The organism is Verrucosispora sp. WMMD703, from assembly GCF_049178935.1.
In the GTDB taxonomy this organism is placed as follows: Bacteria; Actinomycetota; Actinomycetes; order Mycobacteriales; family Micromonosporaceae; genus Micromonospora; species Micromonospora sediminimaris.
Genome location: NZ_JBMHMM010000004.1, coordinates 564,192 through 580,285, shown reverse-complemented (window position 1 = coordinate 580,285; position 16,094 = coordinate 564,192). Strand labels below are relative to the sequence as shown.

Here is a 16,094-nt window from a genome sequence, read left to right as displayed (position 1 = left end):
TGCCATGCGTGGGGGCGGGCGGGATCGGGTAAGACCGCCGACAACCGAGGGAAGGACGAGCAGATGAGCCAGGCACCGGAGACCGTGGACGGCACGGGCGCCGAGGGGACCGTCGAGACGCGCGGCGACGAGCGCGTCGAACTGCTGCGTGCCGACACCAACAACGACGGCCGCACCGACGTGTGGGTGGTCGACACCGACGGGGACGGCAAGGCCGACCTGTTCCAGTTCGACACCGACGGGGACGGCAAGGTGGACGTCACGATGGTCGACATCGACGAGGACGGCCAGCCCGACGAGGTGGTCGACGGCGACGGCGGGCTCCCCCCGGAGCAGCTTCCGCCGACCGTTCAGGTTTGAGGTGTCGGGAAGGGCTCCCTGCTGCCGCCTCCGGCGGAGCAGGGAGCCCTTCCCGACATTTCCGCGGGTCGCCGGTTCAGCCGGTCAGTTTCAGGGTGGCGAGATAGTACGGGGCGTCGTGGTTGTCCACGTCGACCAACTTCCAAGGGGAGCCGTGCACCAGCTCGGCGAGCTCCTCCGGCGAACAGACCAGGTAGTCGAACCAGGGAGTACCCAGCTCGCGGTAGCGCAGTCGCAGCCGCAACTGCCCGCCAAGGCGCCCCCGCCGCCGGTTGTGCTCGTGGTACGTGGTGTGCACCGGATCCCGGGTGCCGTACGGGTCGGTGCCGTGGGCGATCACCTGTGCGCCGGGGCGGGCCAGCGCCGCCAGCGCGGCGAGGAAGGCGGGAGCCCGTTCCCGCCCCTCCATCAGGCCGAGGTTGTTGCCGAGCAGCAGGAAGGTGTCGTACCGCCGCCCGCTCGCGGCGTGCTCGTCGACTGTGGCGAGCACCAGGTCGCGTACGCCCCGGCGGCGGCACACCTGCAACGCGCCGGCCGAGGTGTCCAGGCCGGTGACCGGTACGCCCCGCTCCTGCAACAGCAGCGCGATCCGTCCGCCACCGACACCGACGTCAAGTGTCGCGCCGTGTACCCGGTCGACCGCACGGTGGTCGTGCGGCTGCCAGTCCTCTGGTCCGTCGAGATAGTGAGCGGCCGGTGCGCCGTTGATCAGCCCGTCGTCCCGCTCGATGATCTCGATGACCGGGCGGGGCAGGCGGCCACCGGCCAGCGGCCGAGGACCGATGCCCGTCGCCACGGCCAGCGCGTCGCGCAGCAGTTCCCCGAAGACGTCACCGATCCGTGGCTCCCCCGTCACATGCTTCACGCTATCTGGCCGGTCAGTTGGCCGCAGCGCCCGTATCCTGGCGGCGTGACCACGTTGGACCGCCTCTCTGCCGAGAAGTACATCCTCCTGACGACCTTCCGCAAGGACGGTCGTGCGGTGCCGACCCCGGTCTGGGCGGTGCGCGACGGCGACGCCCTGGCGGTGTGGTCGGCGGCCGACGCCGGCAAGGTGAAACGGATCCGCCGCAGTGGGGACGTCACGGTGGCCCCCTGCGACGTACGCGGCCGGCCGCACGGCGAGGCGGTACCCGCCCGGGCGAGCCTCTACGACCCCGGCGCGACCAACCGCATCCGCGGCCTCATCAAGCAGAAGTACCGGGTGATCGGCCGGCTGACCCTGCTCGGCAGCCGACTGCGTCGGGGGGAGGGTGGCACGGTGGGCATCCGCGTCGAGCTGACCGGCTGACGGTCTCGCCCGGCGTTGCGGGACTTCGCCGGCCCGACCATGGCGAAGGGCGGCGGAACGAGTCCGCCGCCCTTCGTGAAGCTCTGTTATCAACCGTGCGGTCAGTCCCCCTGACGCTGCTGCGGAATCTGGCCCTGCAGCAATGCCCTGACCTCAGACTCGCGGTATCGGCGGTGACCGCCGAGGGTCCGGATGGCGCTCAGCTTGCCAGCCTTCGCCCAACGGGTCACCGTCTTCGGGTCGACACGGAACATCGACGCCACCTCGGCCGGTGTGAGTAGCGGCTCTGGTTCGTGCGTTCGCGATGCCATCGGTCACTCCTCCACATGTATAGACATCGGCCGGGGTCCCGCCGGCCGACGCGTCTCCCATGGTCCGGCTAGTCCCCGATGTCCGACATGGGCCGAACGGCCGAACGTCCCTAGACGGACGGATGAACCATGCCCGATTTATACGACTTTTACACGCCAGAAAGTAACTTAATCGGACTCATGATCACGGTTCGTGATGCGTCAACTACGAAGGAGCCTCGCATTGCCGCCCAGAAAAGGGACATTGGTGACCTAATTGCAACGCTCCAGAAGTTGCACCGCGCGCCAGCGGGCGACCAACTTGTCGTACGCCGCCGAGGCCTCCTCCGCCTCGCCCCGGGACAGCCCGGCCAGCCCGGCCGCGACCAGTTCCGGCGAGTCATCCTCGGCCAACGTCTCGTCGGAGAGCAGATCCACGAGCCCGCCGTAGTCGAGTTCAACCACCGAACGTGGGTGGAACTCCTCCAGCCAGCGGGCCGCCTCCTCCACCGCCTCGGTGATCGGCGCGTCGCCGACCGACTTGCGGAGCACCGCGAGCGCCCGGGACGAGCGGCGGCGGGCCTTGGAGATCTCCGTCCGGAAGCGCAGCGAGCGCCGGTCCGGCACGGTGACGTGGTTGCGCTCCTGCGCATCGAAGAGCACGAACCAGCGCAGCGGCACGCCCCAGGTCGCGATCTGCTCGTGCACGCGGGGGACGCCGTGTTCCAGCACCCGGGCACCGCTGCGCCAGTCCTCCACCACGGCCTTGGCCTGCCCGGCCAGCACCGGCGGCACGAAGGCGTCGGCCAGCACCGGCGGTACGCCGTCCCGTGCGCTCAACGCCGCCTCAGCCACCCGGATACGCAGGTTCCACGGGCACACCAGCAGCGTCTCGTCGGTCTCCAGCACGTACGCCTCGTCCGGCAGATCCGGCAGCCGCGTCCAACCGGCACCGAGCGCCTCGATCACCGAGGTGCGCTGCCGGCCGGGCCCTTCGACCGGCGCCACGGCCCGCCCCTGCTCGACGTAGCGCCGCCAGTAGGACTGGCGATCCCGGTCGAAGGCGGTCAGCGGCTCGTACACGCGCAGGTATGAAGCGAAGAGCGACGGCACGGCGCGATCCTCCCACGAACGGCAAGCCGAGCGTTGCTCGGCGTCATCGGCCGAGCCGGCGCGGCGCAGGAGCAACCCGGGCAAAGCCCGGCGCCACCCCGTACCCGCCACGGCGGTGGAGCCGGGACGGACCGCCCGCAGGGCGGGACGGCGGCCACTGGGGAGAGCGGCGCGACGCGCGCCGATACTAGGCTCGCAACACCGGCAGCATCCCCGCCGACGTTGACCAGGTCCGCGCCCCACAAGGGCGCCCGCCGACACAGGAGCCAGTCATGGGCGTATTCGCCACCACGGACGATCCGGAATCCACGGGTCACGAGCAGGTCGTGTTCTGCCAGGACAAGCAGACCGGCCTGAAGGCGATCATCGGCATCTACTCCACCGCGCTGGGTCCCGCGCTCGGTGGCACCCGGTTCTACCCGTACGACAGCGAGGAGGCCGCCCTCGCCGACGTGCTCGACCTCTCCCGCGGCATGGCGTACAAGAACGCTCTCGCGGGCTTGGACCTGGGCGGCGGCAAGGCGGTCATCTGGGGTGACCCCGAGCAGATCAAGAGCGAGGCGCTGCTGCGCGCCTACGGCCGCTTCGTGGAGTCCCTGAGCGGCCGGTACTACACCGCCTGCGACGTCGGCACCTACGTGCCGGACATGGACGTGATCGCCCGGGAGACCCGGTACGTCACCGGCCGGAGCGTCGAGCACGGCGGGGCGGGCGACTCCTCGATCCTCACCGCCTGGGGCGTGTTCCAGGGCATGCGGGCGGCGGCCGAGCACGTCTGGGGCGTACCGACGCTCAACGGTCGGCGGGTCGGTGTCGCCGGGCTGGGCAAGGTCGGCAAGTACCTCGTCGGTCACCTCCTGGAAGACGGGGCCGAGGTGGTCGCCACCGACGTCAGCGCGCGGGCGCTGGACTGGGCGCGCACCACGCACCCACAGGTCCACCTCGTCAACGACGTCTCCGCGCTGGTCGCCGCCGACATCGACGTGTACGCCCCGTGCGCCCTCGGCGGCGCCCTCGACGACGACACGGTGGCGGCGCTGCGAGCCAAGGTCGTCGCCGGGGCGGCAAACAACCAGCTCGCCCACTCCGGGGTGGAGAAGCTGCTCGCCGACCGGGGCATCCTCTACGCGCCCGACTACGTGGTGAACGCCGGTGGTGTGATCCAGGTCGCGGACGAGATCGAGGGCTTCGACTTCGAGCGGGCCAAGTTGCGCGCCACCCGGATCTACGACACCACGCGGGAGATCCTCCGTCTCGCCGACACCGACGGCGTACCGCCGGCCGTGGCGGCGGACCGGCTGGCCGAGCGGCGGATGGCCGAGATCGGCCGGCTGCGCACGATCCACCTCCGCTGACGACGCACCATCGGGGGCGGGCCGGTGTCCGCCCCCGACGCCTCAATCCGAACTGCCGACAGGGCGGTGGACGCGAGACGACCGGCCACCGCCCTGTTGCCGGTCGCCCTAAGCTGAATTTGCGACCCGTTCGCGGAGATTTGCCCCGTGTCACGACCGATCTCGGCACCGCTCCTTACCGGGTACAATGGGTGACGTCCTGACAACCGCAACGCGCGGTCGTGGTCGTAGGTAACCCGAGGTGCCGAACGGTGGCATCCCCATGTACCGTAAGAGCCACGAGAGATGCCTGACGTCATCGGGGCCCGCCTTCGGGCTGCCCCGCATTCTGTGCGAGGGGGTCGAGCCATGGGGCGCGGCCGTGCTAAGGCCAAGCAGACAAAGGTGGCCCGGGAGCTGAAGTACCACTCCCCGAACACCGACCTCGCCGCCTTGCAGCGAGAACTCGGCGGCAGCGGCAAGTCGGACCGCAACTTCGACGACGACTACAAAGAGTACGTCGACGATGACGAGGACCACTCCGACGACGACCCGGACAACTGGGTCCGTCCGACCCGCTGACCCCCGGTCACATCTGAGCACGCGGTGACTGCCCGCGTGCTCACGCATGTGCCCGCTACGCAGCGGCGTGCAGCACCCGACGAGTCGAGGGCCCACCATGGCCGGACGATGCTCCGGCAGCGTGGCGGGCCCTCGGCACCGACAGGTCAGCGGGGACGGTTGTTCCAGTTGTAGAACGTCGGGATGTTCTCGAAGTGGTTCCAGGCGCAGACCGCGCTGGCCCCGTCGCCACCCGCCACCTCCGCCCGTAATTGACGCGCGACCTCGGCCTCGTGGAGCAGGGCGTTGAGTCCGACAGCGGCCTCCCGCACCCGGTCGGCGACCCGGTCGGGCTCGGCTCCCGTCACGGTCTCAGGCTCCCGGTGACTGGTGGTCTCGGGCATGCTCCAACACTCCCTCCAGTAGGCGGATCTTGCTGTTGCGGCAGTGCTCGGTCTCCGTACCGTCAAAACGCCCCAGCTCGAAGTAGCGGTTGGCCGCGTGGCCTCCGCCACAGAAACCGAAATACGGGCAGGAGGCGCGACACGCCTCCACACCGTCGATGAATTCGCCGACCCAGGGGGTCGCCCCCGCGTCGGCCAGGATGGTGTGCAACGGGGTGGTGAGCACGCTTCCGCTGGAGAAGTCGCCGTAGCGGGGATCGTGGAAACCGGCCAGCTCGGGTGAGAGCACCACGACCGAGCCGTCGTACGCCACTGTCGGTATCGGGTCGAGCCGGTTGGGCAGCAGATCGTCCGCCGTACCGTCCAGCACCGCTGCGGCGTACCGCAACGACCACTCCACCTCCCGCAGGTGGATCCGGGGATCCCGCCGCCAGGCCGCGACCAGCTCGGCCCAGAACCCGGTCACGGCCGGGGCGGCGTGGGCGTTGTCCCGGGTGTTGACTCCCTCGGTCTCCTCGATGTTGACGCCGAGCACCTCGCAACCGAGGTCGAGGAAGTAGTCGTACAGCTCGCTGGCCCGGCCGGGCGACGGATCGTTGACCACCGCGAGCGCCGAGAACGGCAGCCCGTGCCGACGCAGCGCGGCCACCCCGCGGACGATCCGGTCGTACGCCGGTCGACCGGCCCGGGTTACCCGCTCACCGTTGCGTTCCCGCGGCCCGTCCACACTCACGCTCACCCGCATCCGGTGCCGGGCGAAGAACTCGCACCAGGCATCGTCGATCAGGGTGGCGTTGGTCTGGACGTGGTGCTCCACCTCGGGCCCGAAGGGCGCCATCAGCGCCGCCAGCCGCTCCCGACCGGTGGCCAGCGGCTCCCCACCGTGCCAGACCACGGAGAACCGGTCGGTGGCCGCCCACCGGTTCACCGAGGCGGCCACCGCCTCGGCCACCGCGACCGGCATCTGCCGGTCCGCCGCCCGAAACGGCAGGTAGCAGTACGCGCAGTCGAGATTGCAGAGGGTGGTGGGCTGCATCACGACGTACGACGGGACGGTGGCCAGGCCCCGCATCCCGCCCAATGACCGTCCCCGCCCAGCCATCGCCCTCCTCCGTAGCGGTCTTGGGCTGCCGGGCGCGACCCGGCAAGGGCACGCCCCCACAGCTCTCGAGGGTGCCCTTCAGGCTAGGCCGCGACGGCCACTCGGGTGAAGCCCTGATCAGGTGGTCGGACGATCAGCGCAAAGTGATCATCCTCGGGTGTGCTGGCCGACCATCCGCACCTCACCGGTGCCCTCGATGATCTCGCCGACCTGCCAGGCGTCGACGCCCCGACCGGTGAGCGTGGCCAGCGCCCGGTCGGCGTCCTCCGCCGACACGATCGCGAACATGCCGACGCCCATGTTGAAGGTCGCCTCCATCTCCGGATCCTCGATCCGACCCTTGGACTGGACCAGGTCGAAGACCGGCTGCGGCTTCCAGGTCGAGCGGTTCACCACGGCGTCCACGTGCTCCGGCAGGATCCGCACCAGGTTGCCGGGGATCCCGCCGCCGGTGACATGGGCCAGGGCCCGAACCTCGGCCTCCGCGATCAGCTTGAGGCAGTCCTGTGCGTAGATCTTGGTGGGAGTGAGCAGTTCCTCGCCGAGGGTACGCTGGCGACCGAAGTCGTCGATCACCACGTCGAGGCGCATCCGACCGGCGCCCAGCAGCACGTGCCGGACCAGGGAGTATCCGTTCGAGTGCAGGCCGGACGAGCGCATCGCGATCACCACGTCGCCCACCTCGACCCGCTCGGAGCTGAGGATCTCGCTCTCCTCCACCACCCCGACGCCGGTGGCGGAGATGTCGTACTCGTCGGGGCGCAGCACGCCCGGGTGCTCGGCGGTCTCGCCACCCAGCAGCGCGCAACCCGCGTACCGGCAGCCGTCGGCGATGCCGGCGCCGATCTCGGCGACCTTGTCCGGTACCACCTCGCCGGTGGCGATGTAGTCCAGCAGGAACAGCGGCTCCGCGCCGCAGGCGACCAGGTCGTCGACGACCATCGCGACCAGGTCGATGCCGACCGTGTCGTGGATGTTCATCTGCTGGGCGATCACCAGCTTGGTGCCGACGCCGTCGGTGGAGGAGGCCAGGATCGGGTGCTTGTACTTCGTGGTGTCCAGCCGGAACAGGCCGGCGAAGCCGCCGAGGTCACCCATCACCTCCGGCCGGCGGGTCTGCTTCACCTTCGACTTGAGCAGTTCCACGGCACGGTCACCCGCCTCGATGGACACGCCGGCGTCCGCGTACGAGACCGCGCGTTTGCGCGCCGGGCGGCCGGAACCGGCCGTCCAGGGCTGACGGTCCCCGCCAGCGCCGCTCGGGCTGCTTCCTGCGCCGCTGCGCTCGGACACGTGCGTCACGGTTCTCCCCTTTGTGGTTCTCGGCTGTCGCGTCGACGGTGACCGGCACGGCAGCCGGGCGGTGCTACGGGCGGTTTGTGGTCGCCGACGGTTTGAGGTCGCCGAAGCTGTTGTCGAGTGGCGGGACGAGTTGCTCGGCGGATCCGATCTCGTCGGCCGTGTGGTTGGCGACCCGACGGCCGATCCCTTCGAGCACGTGCTTGCCGATCAGGTTGCCGACGGGCAGTTCGATCGGGTACTCCCCGTCGAAGCAGGCCCGGCAGAGTCGGGTCTTCGGCTGCTCGGTCGCGGCGATCAGGCCGGACAACGAGACGTAACCCAGCGTGTCCGCGCCGATCGAGCGCCGGATGCCGTCGTTGTCGAGGCCGTTGGCGAGCAGTTCGGCGCGGGTGGCGAAGTCGATGCCGTAGAAACACGGCCAGGAGACCGGCGGCGAGGAGATGCGTACGTGCACCTCCACCGCACCGGCCTCGCGCAGCATCCGCACGATCGCGCGCTGGGTGTTGCCGCGGACGATGGAGTCGTCGACCACGACCAGGCGCTTGCCCCGCACGTTCTCCCGCAGCGGGTTGAGCTTGAGCCGGATGCCGAGCTGACGCAGCGTCTGCGACGGCTGGATGAAGGTACGCCCGACGTACGGGTTCTTCACCAGTCCGGCACCGTAGGTGATGCCGGACTGCTCGGCGTAGCCGATCGCTGCCGGCGTGCCCGACTCGGGCACCGGGATCACCAGGTCAGCGTCGACCGGGTGCTCCTTGGCCAGTTGTCGCCCGATCTGGACCCGGGCGGCATGCACGTTGCGGCCGGCGATGGTGGCGTCCGGCCGGGCAATGTAGACGTACTCGAAGAGGCAGCCCTTGGGCTCGGGGGCGGCGAACCTGGTGGACCGCAGCCCCTCCGCGTCGATCGCGATCAGCTCGCCCGGCTCGACCTCGCGGACCACGCTGGCACCGACGATGTCCAGCGCGGCGGTCTCACTGGCCACCACCCAGCCGCGCTCCAGCCGGCCCAGCACCAGCGGACGCACACCGTGCGGGTCGCGCGCGGCGTAGAGAGTCGTTTCGTCCATGAAGACGAAGCTGAACGCGCCTCGCAGCTGCGGCAGGACCTCCAGCGCGGCGGCCTCGACAGACAGATCCGGCCGGCTGGCCAGCAGCATGGTGACCAACGAGGTGTCGTTCGTCGAACCGTCGGCGCCGAGGCCACGCTCGGCCACCTCACGCTGCAACTCGGCCGTGTTGACCAGATTTCCGTTGTGCGCCAGCGCGATGGTGGTGCCCGAACTGGTCGCCCGGATGGTCGGTTGGGCGTTCTCCCACGTCGACGCGCCGGTCGTGGAGTAACGCGCGTGCCCGATCGCGACATGACCGCGCAGGCTGGCCAGCGTCGGCTCGTCGAAGACCTGGGCCACCAGGCCGAGATCCTTGTAGACCACCACGCCGGAGCCGTCGCTGACCGCTATGCCGGCCGCCTCCTGACCTCGGTGCTGCAACGCGTACAGCCCGAAGTAGGTCAGGTTGGCAACCTCCTCCCCCGGGGCCCAGACGCCGAAGACACCGCACGCGTCCTGGGGGCCGGGTCGCTGGGGATCAAGGTCGTGGCTCAGCCGGCCGTCGCCTCGGGGCACCTGCCGCTCCCTCTTGCTGGTCTGGACTGGCCTGGCGGAACCACGGGGGTTGCTCCGCACCTCTCGGCCGGGACCACACTGTCGTCGCCTGACAGTGTACGCGAATCCATGTCGCCACATACAGTCACACTGTCACCGCTATGCGTCATCCGGCCCAGCCGTCACCCCAGTTCGAGCGGCAGATACGCAGACAGGTCAGCGCGAGCCCCGCTCGCCTTGACGCGACCCTCCGTAACCGCCTGCGTCCAATCGAGTCGCCCCGTGGCCAACCCGAGCCAGGTTTCCGGATCCATCTCCACCGTGTTCGGGGGAGTACCGCGGGTGTGTCGTGGCCCCGGAACGCACTGAACTGCACCGTAAGGTGGGACTCGCACCTCCACCGATCGGCCGGGGGCGCGGTCCGCGAGGAGGGTCAACAGGGCCCTGACCGCCTCGCGGAGCACCGGCCGTTCGGGTGTACGCCCCTCATCGAGCGCCGACAACGCCGCCGCCACCGAGGCGGACTTAATGTACGGAGAGGACACGACGGGACGATACGGCGTGATCGCGCCGGCCGTCACGCTGGCCCTGGGTCGCGCCGATCCGGCCCGACAAGGCATAGTTGCCGACGGCGTATTCGTACCGTGATGTTCCCCCGCCCGGCACCCGCCGGTCAGGGGAGGTCAGTCCGGAAGGCGGTGGACGTGTCAACACACCGACGAGCCTGGCACAAGCGGGCCGGTGTGGTCGTGGCGCTGATGATCGGTGCCCTGCTCGCCGTCCCAGCCACACCCGCCTTCGCCGCCCCCAACGTGAACAACGTGTCGGCTTCCCCTAGCAGAGTCGAGGCTGGCAAGACCACCACGGTTAGCTACTCACTGAGTTTCGAGGAAGACGCGGGGCCTGCAGACGTCACCGTCAGCTCGAATAACGGGAAGCTGGCCTGCGTCGACGGCTGCGAGCGGCGACGGGTCGACTCGAACGGCCAGTTCCAGGCGACTTTCCGCCTTGCCAACGACGCCTCCAACGGTACGGCCACCATCACCGTCAAGGCTGTTGACGCCCAGGGGTTGGTCCGAGGAGAACAAGAAGCCTCGACCAACGTCACGATGGTTGCAGCGCCGCCGCCGACGACGCAGGCGCCGCAGACGGTGCGGTCGATCTCCGGCAAGGTCGTCGACCAGGGCGGCGACGCGGTGGCAGGCGCGTACGTCCTGCTGAAGGACAGTGCCGGCAAGCAGCGGGACACCACCACCAACGGCGACGGCAACTTCCGGTTCACCGGCAGCAGCGACAACCCGATCGCGCCCGGGCGGATCGACATCGGCGCGAGCGCCGAGAACAAGAACGCCGTGGCGAGCTTCACCGCCAACGCCGGGCAGAGCATCACCGGACGGCGGATCACCCTCCCGATCGCGGCGTCGGAGAGCCCGAGCGCCAGCCCGTCGGCAAGCGAGTCGGCGGTGCCGACCGAGGACCCGTTCGAGGAGGAGCTCGGCGAGGAGGAGGAAACCGCTGCCGAGAGCGCTGCCGCCCAGGCGCCGGCCTCCAACGAGGATTCCGGTGGATTCGGCAACTGGCTGCTCATCCTGCTGGGCGGTCTCTTCGTGGCCGTCGGTGTCGGCACGATCGTGCTGCTCTGGATGAAGCGCAAGGAGAACGAGGACGTCGAGCCCGACGGCGATGTTCCCGCCGGCGCTCCGGCCGGCGCGGTCCCGGCGGCCCGCGGCTCGTTCGCCGGTGCGGACGACCAGACCCGGGTGGTGAACCGGGTCGGTGCCGCACCGGACCCGACCATGGTCGGCGGCGCCGGGTTGGCGAATGCGCCGACGATGATGCACCAGCCGGTCGTCGACGACGTTCCGCCGGACCCCTACGGCGCACCGCCGCAGCCCTACGGTGCCGCGAGCGGTCCCGGTGGCTGGTCCGGTGGTGGCGGTTACGGCGACGAGCCGGCCGGCTACGGCGCTCCGGGCTACGGCAACGCCCCCTCATCGGGCGGGGGCTACGGCAACGCCCCGTCCTCCGGCAGCGGTTACGGCAACAGTCCGTCCTCCGGCAGTGGCTACGGCAGCCGTGACTACGGTGCCGGCAACGCCGGCCCGGACTACCCGCCGGCAGGTGGCGGCTACGGCGAGCGGTACGACGAGCCGACCGGCCGCTACCAGGGCGAGGAAACGGCCTATCCGGCCCCCGCCGACCCGTACGCCACCGGGATGTACCAGCCGGAGGCCGGCCCGGGCTACGGCCAGTCCGAGCCGGGCGGTTACGGGCAGAGTGAGGCCGGCGGTTACGGGCGAGGCGAGGCTGGTGGCGACTACGGTCGCAACGACCCTGCCGGTGGCTACGGCCAGAGCGACCCGACGCGCGGTTACGGCCCGGGCGAGCCCGGTGGCTACGGCCAGAGCGACGCGACCCGCGGCTACGGCGAAGGTGAGCCGGGCGGCGGATACGGTCAGGGCGACCCGAACCGTGGCTACCCTCCGGGACAGTCGGGCGGCGGCTACGGCGCGGCGCCCGGTGGCGGGTACGACCAGCCGGCCGGGGGCTACGGCCAGGACGCCGGGCACCAGCGCGGTGGCTACGACAACACCAGCTACGACAGCGGTTACGACCAGGGCGGCTACGGCGGCCCGGCCGGCGGCGGATACGGCCAGGACGCGCCGCCACGCGGCGGTTACGACCAGGGTGGCTACGGTGGTGGCCCGGCCGGTGGCGGGTACGGTCAGGAACCCCCACGGCAGCGCGGCGGTTACGACAACGGCTACGACCAGGGCGGTTACGGCCAGGGCGGCGGCTACGGCGACCCGGCGCAGGCCGGCCGCGGCCGACCCGAGGGCGCGCCCCAGGACCGTGGCGGTCGCCGCCTGGACTGGCTGGACGACTAGATCCGATCGCGGTCCCCGGTCGAGCCGAGGGCTCTCGGTCCATGCGGCGGCCGGCAAGGCCCGAGCAGCCTCGCGGTTCTGGGCTCGGCCGGCGGGTGTGGATCGGCGGTCCGGCCCGACGCCGTGCACCGCCAGCGGTCAGGCGGCGGAGAAGACGCCCTGGCGGAGCAGTGGAATGACGTCGGAGGTGTCGACGCGTACCGCGATCTCGACATCCTCGGCGAAGCCACCTTCGATCAACTCTCGACCGGAGACACAGCCGCGGATCGCCGCCGGTACGTCCGGGGTGCTGGCCAACGCGGCCAGTGCCATTGCCGCCTCCACCGAGAGCCCGCCCGGCGCACCGGAGAGGGCGTCCAGCACGCTGGCCGCACCCAACTGGTCCTCCACCGAGGGGCGCAACGATCCGTCCGGCCATCGTTCACCGGCGGCCACCACGCCGATCGGGGCGGTCGTCGAGCCGTACCCCTGGCTGCTCAGCCAACGCCCGACGGTGCGCGCGTTGCGCAGGTTGGCCGCGACCACCGGTAGCCCGGTGGCGCTGGCGGCGGCGCTGATGGCCGAACCGTTGGGCGACGGCAGCACCAGGTCGGGCACCACCGGAGCCCGACTCAGCGCAGCCGGTGACAGCGACCACGGGTGTTCGCGGGTGACCTGCCGGCGGCCGGTCGCGGCGACCGCGCCGACCCGGCGTGCGTAGGTGGCGGCCTGCTCGCCCCAGGGGAACGGATGCACCCGCATCCCCCGCCCCACCGCCACCTCGACGGTGGTGGTGAACGACAGCACGTCCACCACCACCAGTGCCGCGCAGACCCGGCCGAGTTCGGCCGCACCCGCCAGACCCCAGTCGAATCGGACCCCCGACCCGGGTTGGGCGAATACGGCCGCGGCCAACGCCTCAGCGCTCGTCGGGCGCGGGGGGCTGCTCGGTGTCACCGTGTTGCGGAGCGTCCGCCCCGGCTTCCTCGTGGTCGCCCATCGGGGCAGCCGGATCGGCGGCCTCGCCCGACGGCGGGGCTGCCGCGGCACGATCGCCACGCACCGGCGGGGTGGCCCGCTCGGCCGGTCGGTCTGCCGGCTCACCTGTCGCATCCGTCGCGCCCGGCGCCTGCTCGGCCGGCACCGGCGCGGCTCCGGTCGATGCCGGCACAGCTTCGGACTGCGCCGGGGCGGTCCGCTCAGCCGCCTCCGTCCCAGTCGGCTGCCGGCCGGTGGTCTGGCTCGGGGACTGCGCAGGACCGGTCATCGTCGCGTCGGCCTGCGCACCGTCGATCTCGGCAGCCGCATCGTCCTCGGCGGGCCCGTCGAGGACGACCTCGGCAGTTGCCGGGGCGGTCACCTCGAATGGCTGCACGCCGCCGAACAGAGCCGGCAGGGTGCCGGTGTACGCCGCGCGCAGCTCGTCCAGGCCGATCCGGAACTGGCCGTGCACCTCAAGCGCGCCGCCCGTCGGGTCGGTGACGCCGATCAGCTCCCACGGCACGCCGTGCTCGCCGCAGAGCGCGGTGAACGCCTTCTCGTGCCCGCGCGGCACCGACACGAGCACCCGGCCGGCGGACTCGCTGAACAGGAAGACGAACGGCATCGAGGTGCCCTCGAAGCGCTCCGGCACGGCGATCCGGGCCCCGACGCCGTGCCGCAGGCAGGACTCCACAAGGCTCTGCGCGAGCCCACCGTCGGAGAGGTCGTGCGCGGAGCTGAGGTGACCGACCCGGGCCGCGTCGGCCAGCAGGCCGGCGAGCTGCTTCTCGCGCGCCAGGTCGACGTGCGGGGGTACGCCACCGAGGTGCTGGTGGGTGACCCAGGCCCACTCCGAGCCGGAGAGCTCCACGTGCGTCTCGCCGAGCAGGAAGAGCTGGTCGTGATCGGCGCCGGGACGCGGGACGAAGCCCGACGCAACCCGGTCGGCCACGTTCTCCAGCACGCCGAGCACGCCGACGACAGGCGTCGGGTGGATGGCCGCCGCACCGGTCTGGTTGTAGAAGCTGACGTTGCCACCGGTCACCGGGATGCCCAGCTCGGCGCAGCCGTCGGCCAGGCCGCGTACCGCCTCGGCGAACTGCCACATCACGCCCGGGTCCTCGGGCGAGCCGAAGTTCAGGCAGTCGGTGACCGCGATCGGCGTCGCGCCGGTCACCGACACGTTCCGGTACGCCTCGGCCAGCGCCAGCTTGGCACCCTGGTACGGGTCGAGCCGCGCGTACCGGCCGTTGCCGTCCACGGACAGCGCCACGCCCAGCCCGGTGCGCTCGTCGATCCGGATTACACCCGAGTCCTCCGGCTGGGCGAGCACGGTGTTGCCCAGCACGTAGCGGTCGTACTGCTCGGTGACCCAGGTCTTGTCGCAGAGGTTGGGCGAGGCGATCATGCGCAGCACGGTCTCGCGCAGGGTGTCCGGGTCGCTCGGCCGGGGCAGCGTCTCCGCCCGGTCGGCCTGGAGCAGAATCAGGTCCGCCGGCTCGCGCATCGGCCGGGCGTAGACCGGTCCGTCGTCCACAAGCGATCCCGGCGGTACGTCCACCACCAGGTGATCCCGCCAGGTGATGTGCAGCCGGCCCGGGGCACCGTCCGACTCGGGCGCGGTGACCTCGCCGATGGCGGTGGCCCAGACGCCCCACTTCTCGGCGGTCTTGAGCACCGCCTCCAGCTTCTCCGGCGTGACGACCAGCAGCATCCGCTCCTGGGACTCGCTGGCCAGGATCTCGTGCGGCTCCATCGAGGGCTCGCGCAGCGGCACCCGCTCCAGCCACACCCGCATGCCGGTGCCGGCGGAGGCGGCCGTCTCGGTCAGGGCACAGGTCAGGCCGGCGCCGCCGAGATCCTGGATGCCGACGACCAGCTCGGCGTCGTACAGCTCCAGGCACGCCTCGATCAGCAGCTTCTCCATGAAGGGGTCGCCCACCTGCACGGACGGGCGGCGCTGCTCGCTGCCCTCGGTGAAGGTGGCGCTGGCCAGCACGGAGACGCCGCCGATGCCGTCCCGGCCGGTCTTGGCCCCCATCAGCACCACCACGTTGCCGGGGCCGTTGGCGTCCTTCTTCTGCAGCCGGTCGACCGGCAGCACGCCCAGGCAGAGCGCGTTGACCAGGGGGTTGCCCTGGTAGCAGGGGTCGAAGACCACCTCGCCACCGATGTTGGGCAGGCCGAGGCAGTTGCCGTAGCCGCCGACACCGGCGACCACGCTGGGCAGCACCCGGGCGGTGTCCGGGTGGTCCGCGGCGCCGAAGCGCAGTGGGTCCATCACCGCCACCGGGCGGGCGCCCATCGCCAGGATGTCCCGGACGATGCCGCCGACACCGGTCGCCGCGCCCTGGTACGGCTCGACGAAGCTCGGATGGTTGTGCGACTCGACCTTGAAGGTCACCGCGAGTTCGTCGGAGATCCGCACTACACCGGCGTTCTCCCCGATGCCGGCGAGCAGCCGGTCGCTCGGCGGGGCCTTCTCGCCGAACTGCCGCAGATGCACCTTGCTGGACTTGTAGGAGCAGTGCTCGCTCCACATGATCGAGTACATCGCCAGCTCGGACTGGGTCGGCCGGCGGCCCAGGATGTGCCGGATGCGGTCGTACTCGTCGTCGGCGAGCCCCAGCTCGGCGTACGGCTGGAGCTCCTCCGGAGTGCCCGCGGCACGCGGCACGGTGTCCACCCCGTCGGTCCACTCGGTGGCCTCGGACGCGGCGGCGTGCCGGGCCGGGGTGGCCGGCGGAGCGGCGGCCGGCTGCGGCTGCGCCGGGACCGCCTCCGGGTTGTCCCGCACCGGGTCCGGATGCGTGGTCATGACGTCTCCTTGTTGCGCTCGCCGCCCGACGGGCGGGTGAGCCGACCGATGATCCCGTCGCGGAC

General features: G+C 71.2%; 15 protein-coding genes. 5 read left to right on the top strand and 10 right to left on the bottom strand.

Going from position 1 to position 16,094, the window contains the following annotated elements; all coding sequences use genetic code 11:
- Positions 1–63: 63 nt before the first annotated feature.
- On the top strand, positions 64–360 hold the full coding sequence (locus ACN26Z_RS03225) for a hypothetical protein (protein WP_093403834.1): 297 nt from the start codon (positions 64–66) through the stop codon (positions 358–360).
- Positions 361–436: 76 nt separating this feature from the next.
- Here the strand turns inward: ACN26Z_RS03225 and ACN26Z_RS03220 are convergent, their stop codons facing one another.
- Positions 437–1,216 (bottom strand): class I SAM-dependent methyltransferase, encoded by a 780-nt coding sequence (locus tag ACN26Z_RS03220; protein ID WP_421459823.1) that lies wholly within the window; start codon positions 1,214–1,216, stop codon positions 437–439.
- A 54-nt stretch (positions 1,217–1,270) separates the two neighbouring features.
- On the opposite strand from ACN26Z_RS03220, the gene ACN26Z_RS03215 reads away from it, so the two are divergent.
- A complete protein-coding gene (locus tag ACN26Z_RS03215; RefSeq protein WP_093403831.1) occupies positions 1,271–1,651 on the top strand; it encodes a PPOX class F420-dependent oxidoreductase in 381 nt (126 codons plus the stop codon).
- A gap of 101 nt (positions 1,652–1,752) precedes the next feature.
- On the opposite strand, the gene ACN26Z_RS03210 is transcribed toward ACN26Z_RS03215, so the two are convergent.
- The gene (locus tag ACN26Z_RS03210) at positions 1,753–1,962 is read right to left on the bottom strand and encodes a BldC family transcriptional regulator (protein WP_007073996.1); all 210 of its coding nucleotides are present in this window, start codon (positions 1,960–1,962) and stop codon (positions 1,753–1,755) included.
- A 252-nt stretch (positions 1,963–2,214) separates the two neighbouring features.
- Positions 2,215–3,054 carry a hypothetical protein gene (locus tag ACN26Z_RS03205; RefSeq protein WP_093404172.1) on the bottom strand — a complete coding sequence of 280 codons (840 nt, stop codon included), beginning with the start codon at positions 3,052–3,054 and terminating at the stop codon, positions 2,215–2,217.
- Positions 3,055–3,326: 272 nt separating this feature from the next.
- On the opposite strand from ACN26Z_RS03205, the gene ACN26Z_RS03200 reads away from it, so the two are divergent.
- Both ACN26Z_RS03200 and ACN26Z_RS03195 read left to right on the top strand, forming a co-directional pair.
- On the top strand, positions 3,327–4,409 hold the full coding sequence (locus ACN26Z_RS03200; RefSeq protein WP_093403830.1) for a Glu/Leu/Phe/Val family dehydrogenase: 1,083 nt from the start codon (positions 3,327–3,329) through the stop codon (positions 4,407–4,409).
- Between the two features lie 348 nt (positions 4,410–4,757).
- Entirely contained in the window at positions 4,758–4,970 is a 213-nt protein-coding gene (locus tag ACN26Z_RS03195) for a DUF3073 domain-containing protein (RefSeq protein WP_093403828.1), read from the top strand.
- Positions 4,971–5,116: 146 nt separating this feature from the next.
- Here the strand turns inward: ACN26Z_RS03195 and amcA are convergent, their stop codons facing one another.
- The 5 genes from amcA to ACN26Z_RS03170 all read right to left on the bottom strand — a co-directional run bounded on the left by amcA (position 5,117) and on the right by ACN26Z_RS03170 (position 9,878).
- Positions 5,117–5,353, bottom strand: coding sequence for a multiple cyclophane-containing RiPP AmcA (gene amcA, locus ACN26Z_RS03190; protein ID WP_093403827.1), 237 nt, complete (start codon positions 5,351–5,353; stop codon positions 5,117–5,119).
- On the bottom strand, positions 5,322–6,425 hold the full coding sequence (gene amcB, locus ACN26Z_RS03185) for a cyclophane-forming radical SAM peptide maturase AmcB (RefSeq protein ID WP_421464509.1): 1,104 nt from the start codon (positions 6,423–6,425) through the stop codon (positions 5,322–5,324). The genes amcA and amcB overlap by 32 nt, the downstream gene beginning before the upstream one ends.
- Positions 6,426–6,602: 177 nt before the next feature.
- On the bottom strand, positions 6,603–7,757 hold the full coding sequence (gene purM / locus ACN26Z_RS03180; protein ID WP_093403824.1) for a phosphoribosylformylglycinamidine cyclo-ligase: 1,155 nt from the start codon (positions 7,755–7,757) through the stop codon (positions 6,603–6,605).
- Between the two features lie 64 nt (positions 7,758–7,821).
- Complete coding sequence (gene purF / locus ACN26Z_RS03175) at positions 7,822–9,384, bottom strand: amidophosphoribosyltransferase (RefSeq protein WP_282240425.1); 1,563 nt, start codon at positions 9,382–9,384, stop codon at positions 7,822–7,824.
- A 161-nt stretch (positions 9,385–9,545) separates the two neighbouring features.
- Entirely contained in the window at positions 9,546–9,878 is a 333-nt protein-coding gene (locus tag ACN26Z_RS03170) for a sterol carrier family protein (protein WP_421464507.1), read from the bottom strand.
- Positions 9,879–10,010: 132 nt separating this feature from the next.
- Between ACN26Z_RS03170 and ACN26Z_RS03165 the strand changes: the two genes are divergently transcribed.
- Positions 10,011–12,251 (top strand): carboxypeptidase-like regulatory domain-containing protein, encoded by a 2,241-nt coding sequence (locus ACN26Z_RS03165; protein ID WP_282240427.1) that lies wholly within the window; start codon positions 10,011–10,013, stop codon positions 12,249–12,251.
- 138 nt (positions 12,252–12,389) lie between these two features.
- Here the strand turns inward: ACN26Z_RS03165 and ACN26Z_RS03160 are convergent, their stop codons facing one another.
- Together ACN26Z_RS03160 and purL are read right to left on the bottom strand one after the other, a co-directional pair.
- Positions 12,390–13,145, bottom strand: a complete 756-nt coding sequence (locus tag ACN26Z_RS03160; protein WP_093404169.1) for a 2-phosphosulfolactate phosphatase — start codon at positions 13,143–13,145, stop codon at positions 12,390–12,392.
- Positions 13,146–13,149: 4 nt separating this feature from the next.
- Complete coding sequence (gene purL, locus ACN26Z_RS03155; protein WP_421459822.1) at positions 13,150–16,029, bottom strand: phosphoribosylformylglycinamidine synthase subunit PurL; 2,880 nt, start codon at positions 16,027–16,029, stop codon at positions 13,150–13,152.
- Between the last annotated feature and the right edge of the window lie 65 nt (positions 16,030–16,094).

Excerpts from the sequence above, each read along its gene's own strand:
- ACN26Z_RS03225 (WP_093403834.1), top strand. The coding sequence starts at position 64 with ATGAGCCAGGCACCGGAGACCGTGGACGGCACGGGCGCCGAGGGGACC.
- ACN26Z_RS03210 (WP_007073996.1), bottom strand. The coding sequence starts at position 1,962 with ATGGCATCGCGAACGCACGAACCAGAGCCGCTACTCACACCGGCCGAG.
- ACN26Z_RS03200 (WP_093403830.1), top strand. The coding sequence starts at position 3,327 with ATGGGCGTATTCGCCACCACGGACGATCCGGAATCCACGGGTCACGAG.
- ACN26Z_RS03195 (WP_093403828.1), top strand. The coding sequence starts at position 4,758 with ATGGGGCGCGGCCGTGCTAAGGCCAAGCAGACAAAGGTGGCCCGGGAG.
- amcA (WP_093403827.1), bottom strand. The coding sequence starts at position 5,353 with ATGCCCGAGACCACCAGTCACCGGGAGCCTGAGACCGTGACGGGAGCC.
- amcB (WP_421464509.1), bottom strand. The coding sequence starts at position 6,425 with ATGCGGGGCCTGGCCACCGTCCCGTCGTACGTCGTGATGCAGCCCACC.
- ACN26Z_RS03165 (WP_282240427.1), top strand. The coding sequence starts at position 10,011 with ATGTTCCCCCGCCCGGCACCCGCCGGTCAGGGGAGGTCAGTCCGGAAG.
- purL (WP_421459822.1), bottom strand. The coding sequence starts at position 16,029 with ATGACCACGCATCCGGACCCGGTGCGGGACAACCCGGAGGCGGTCCCG.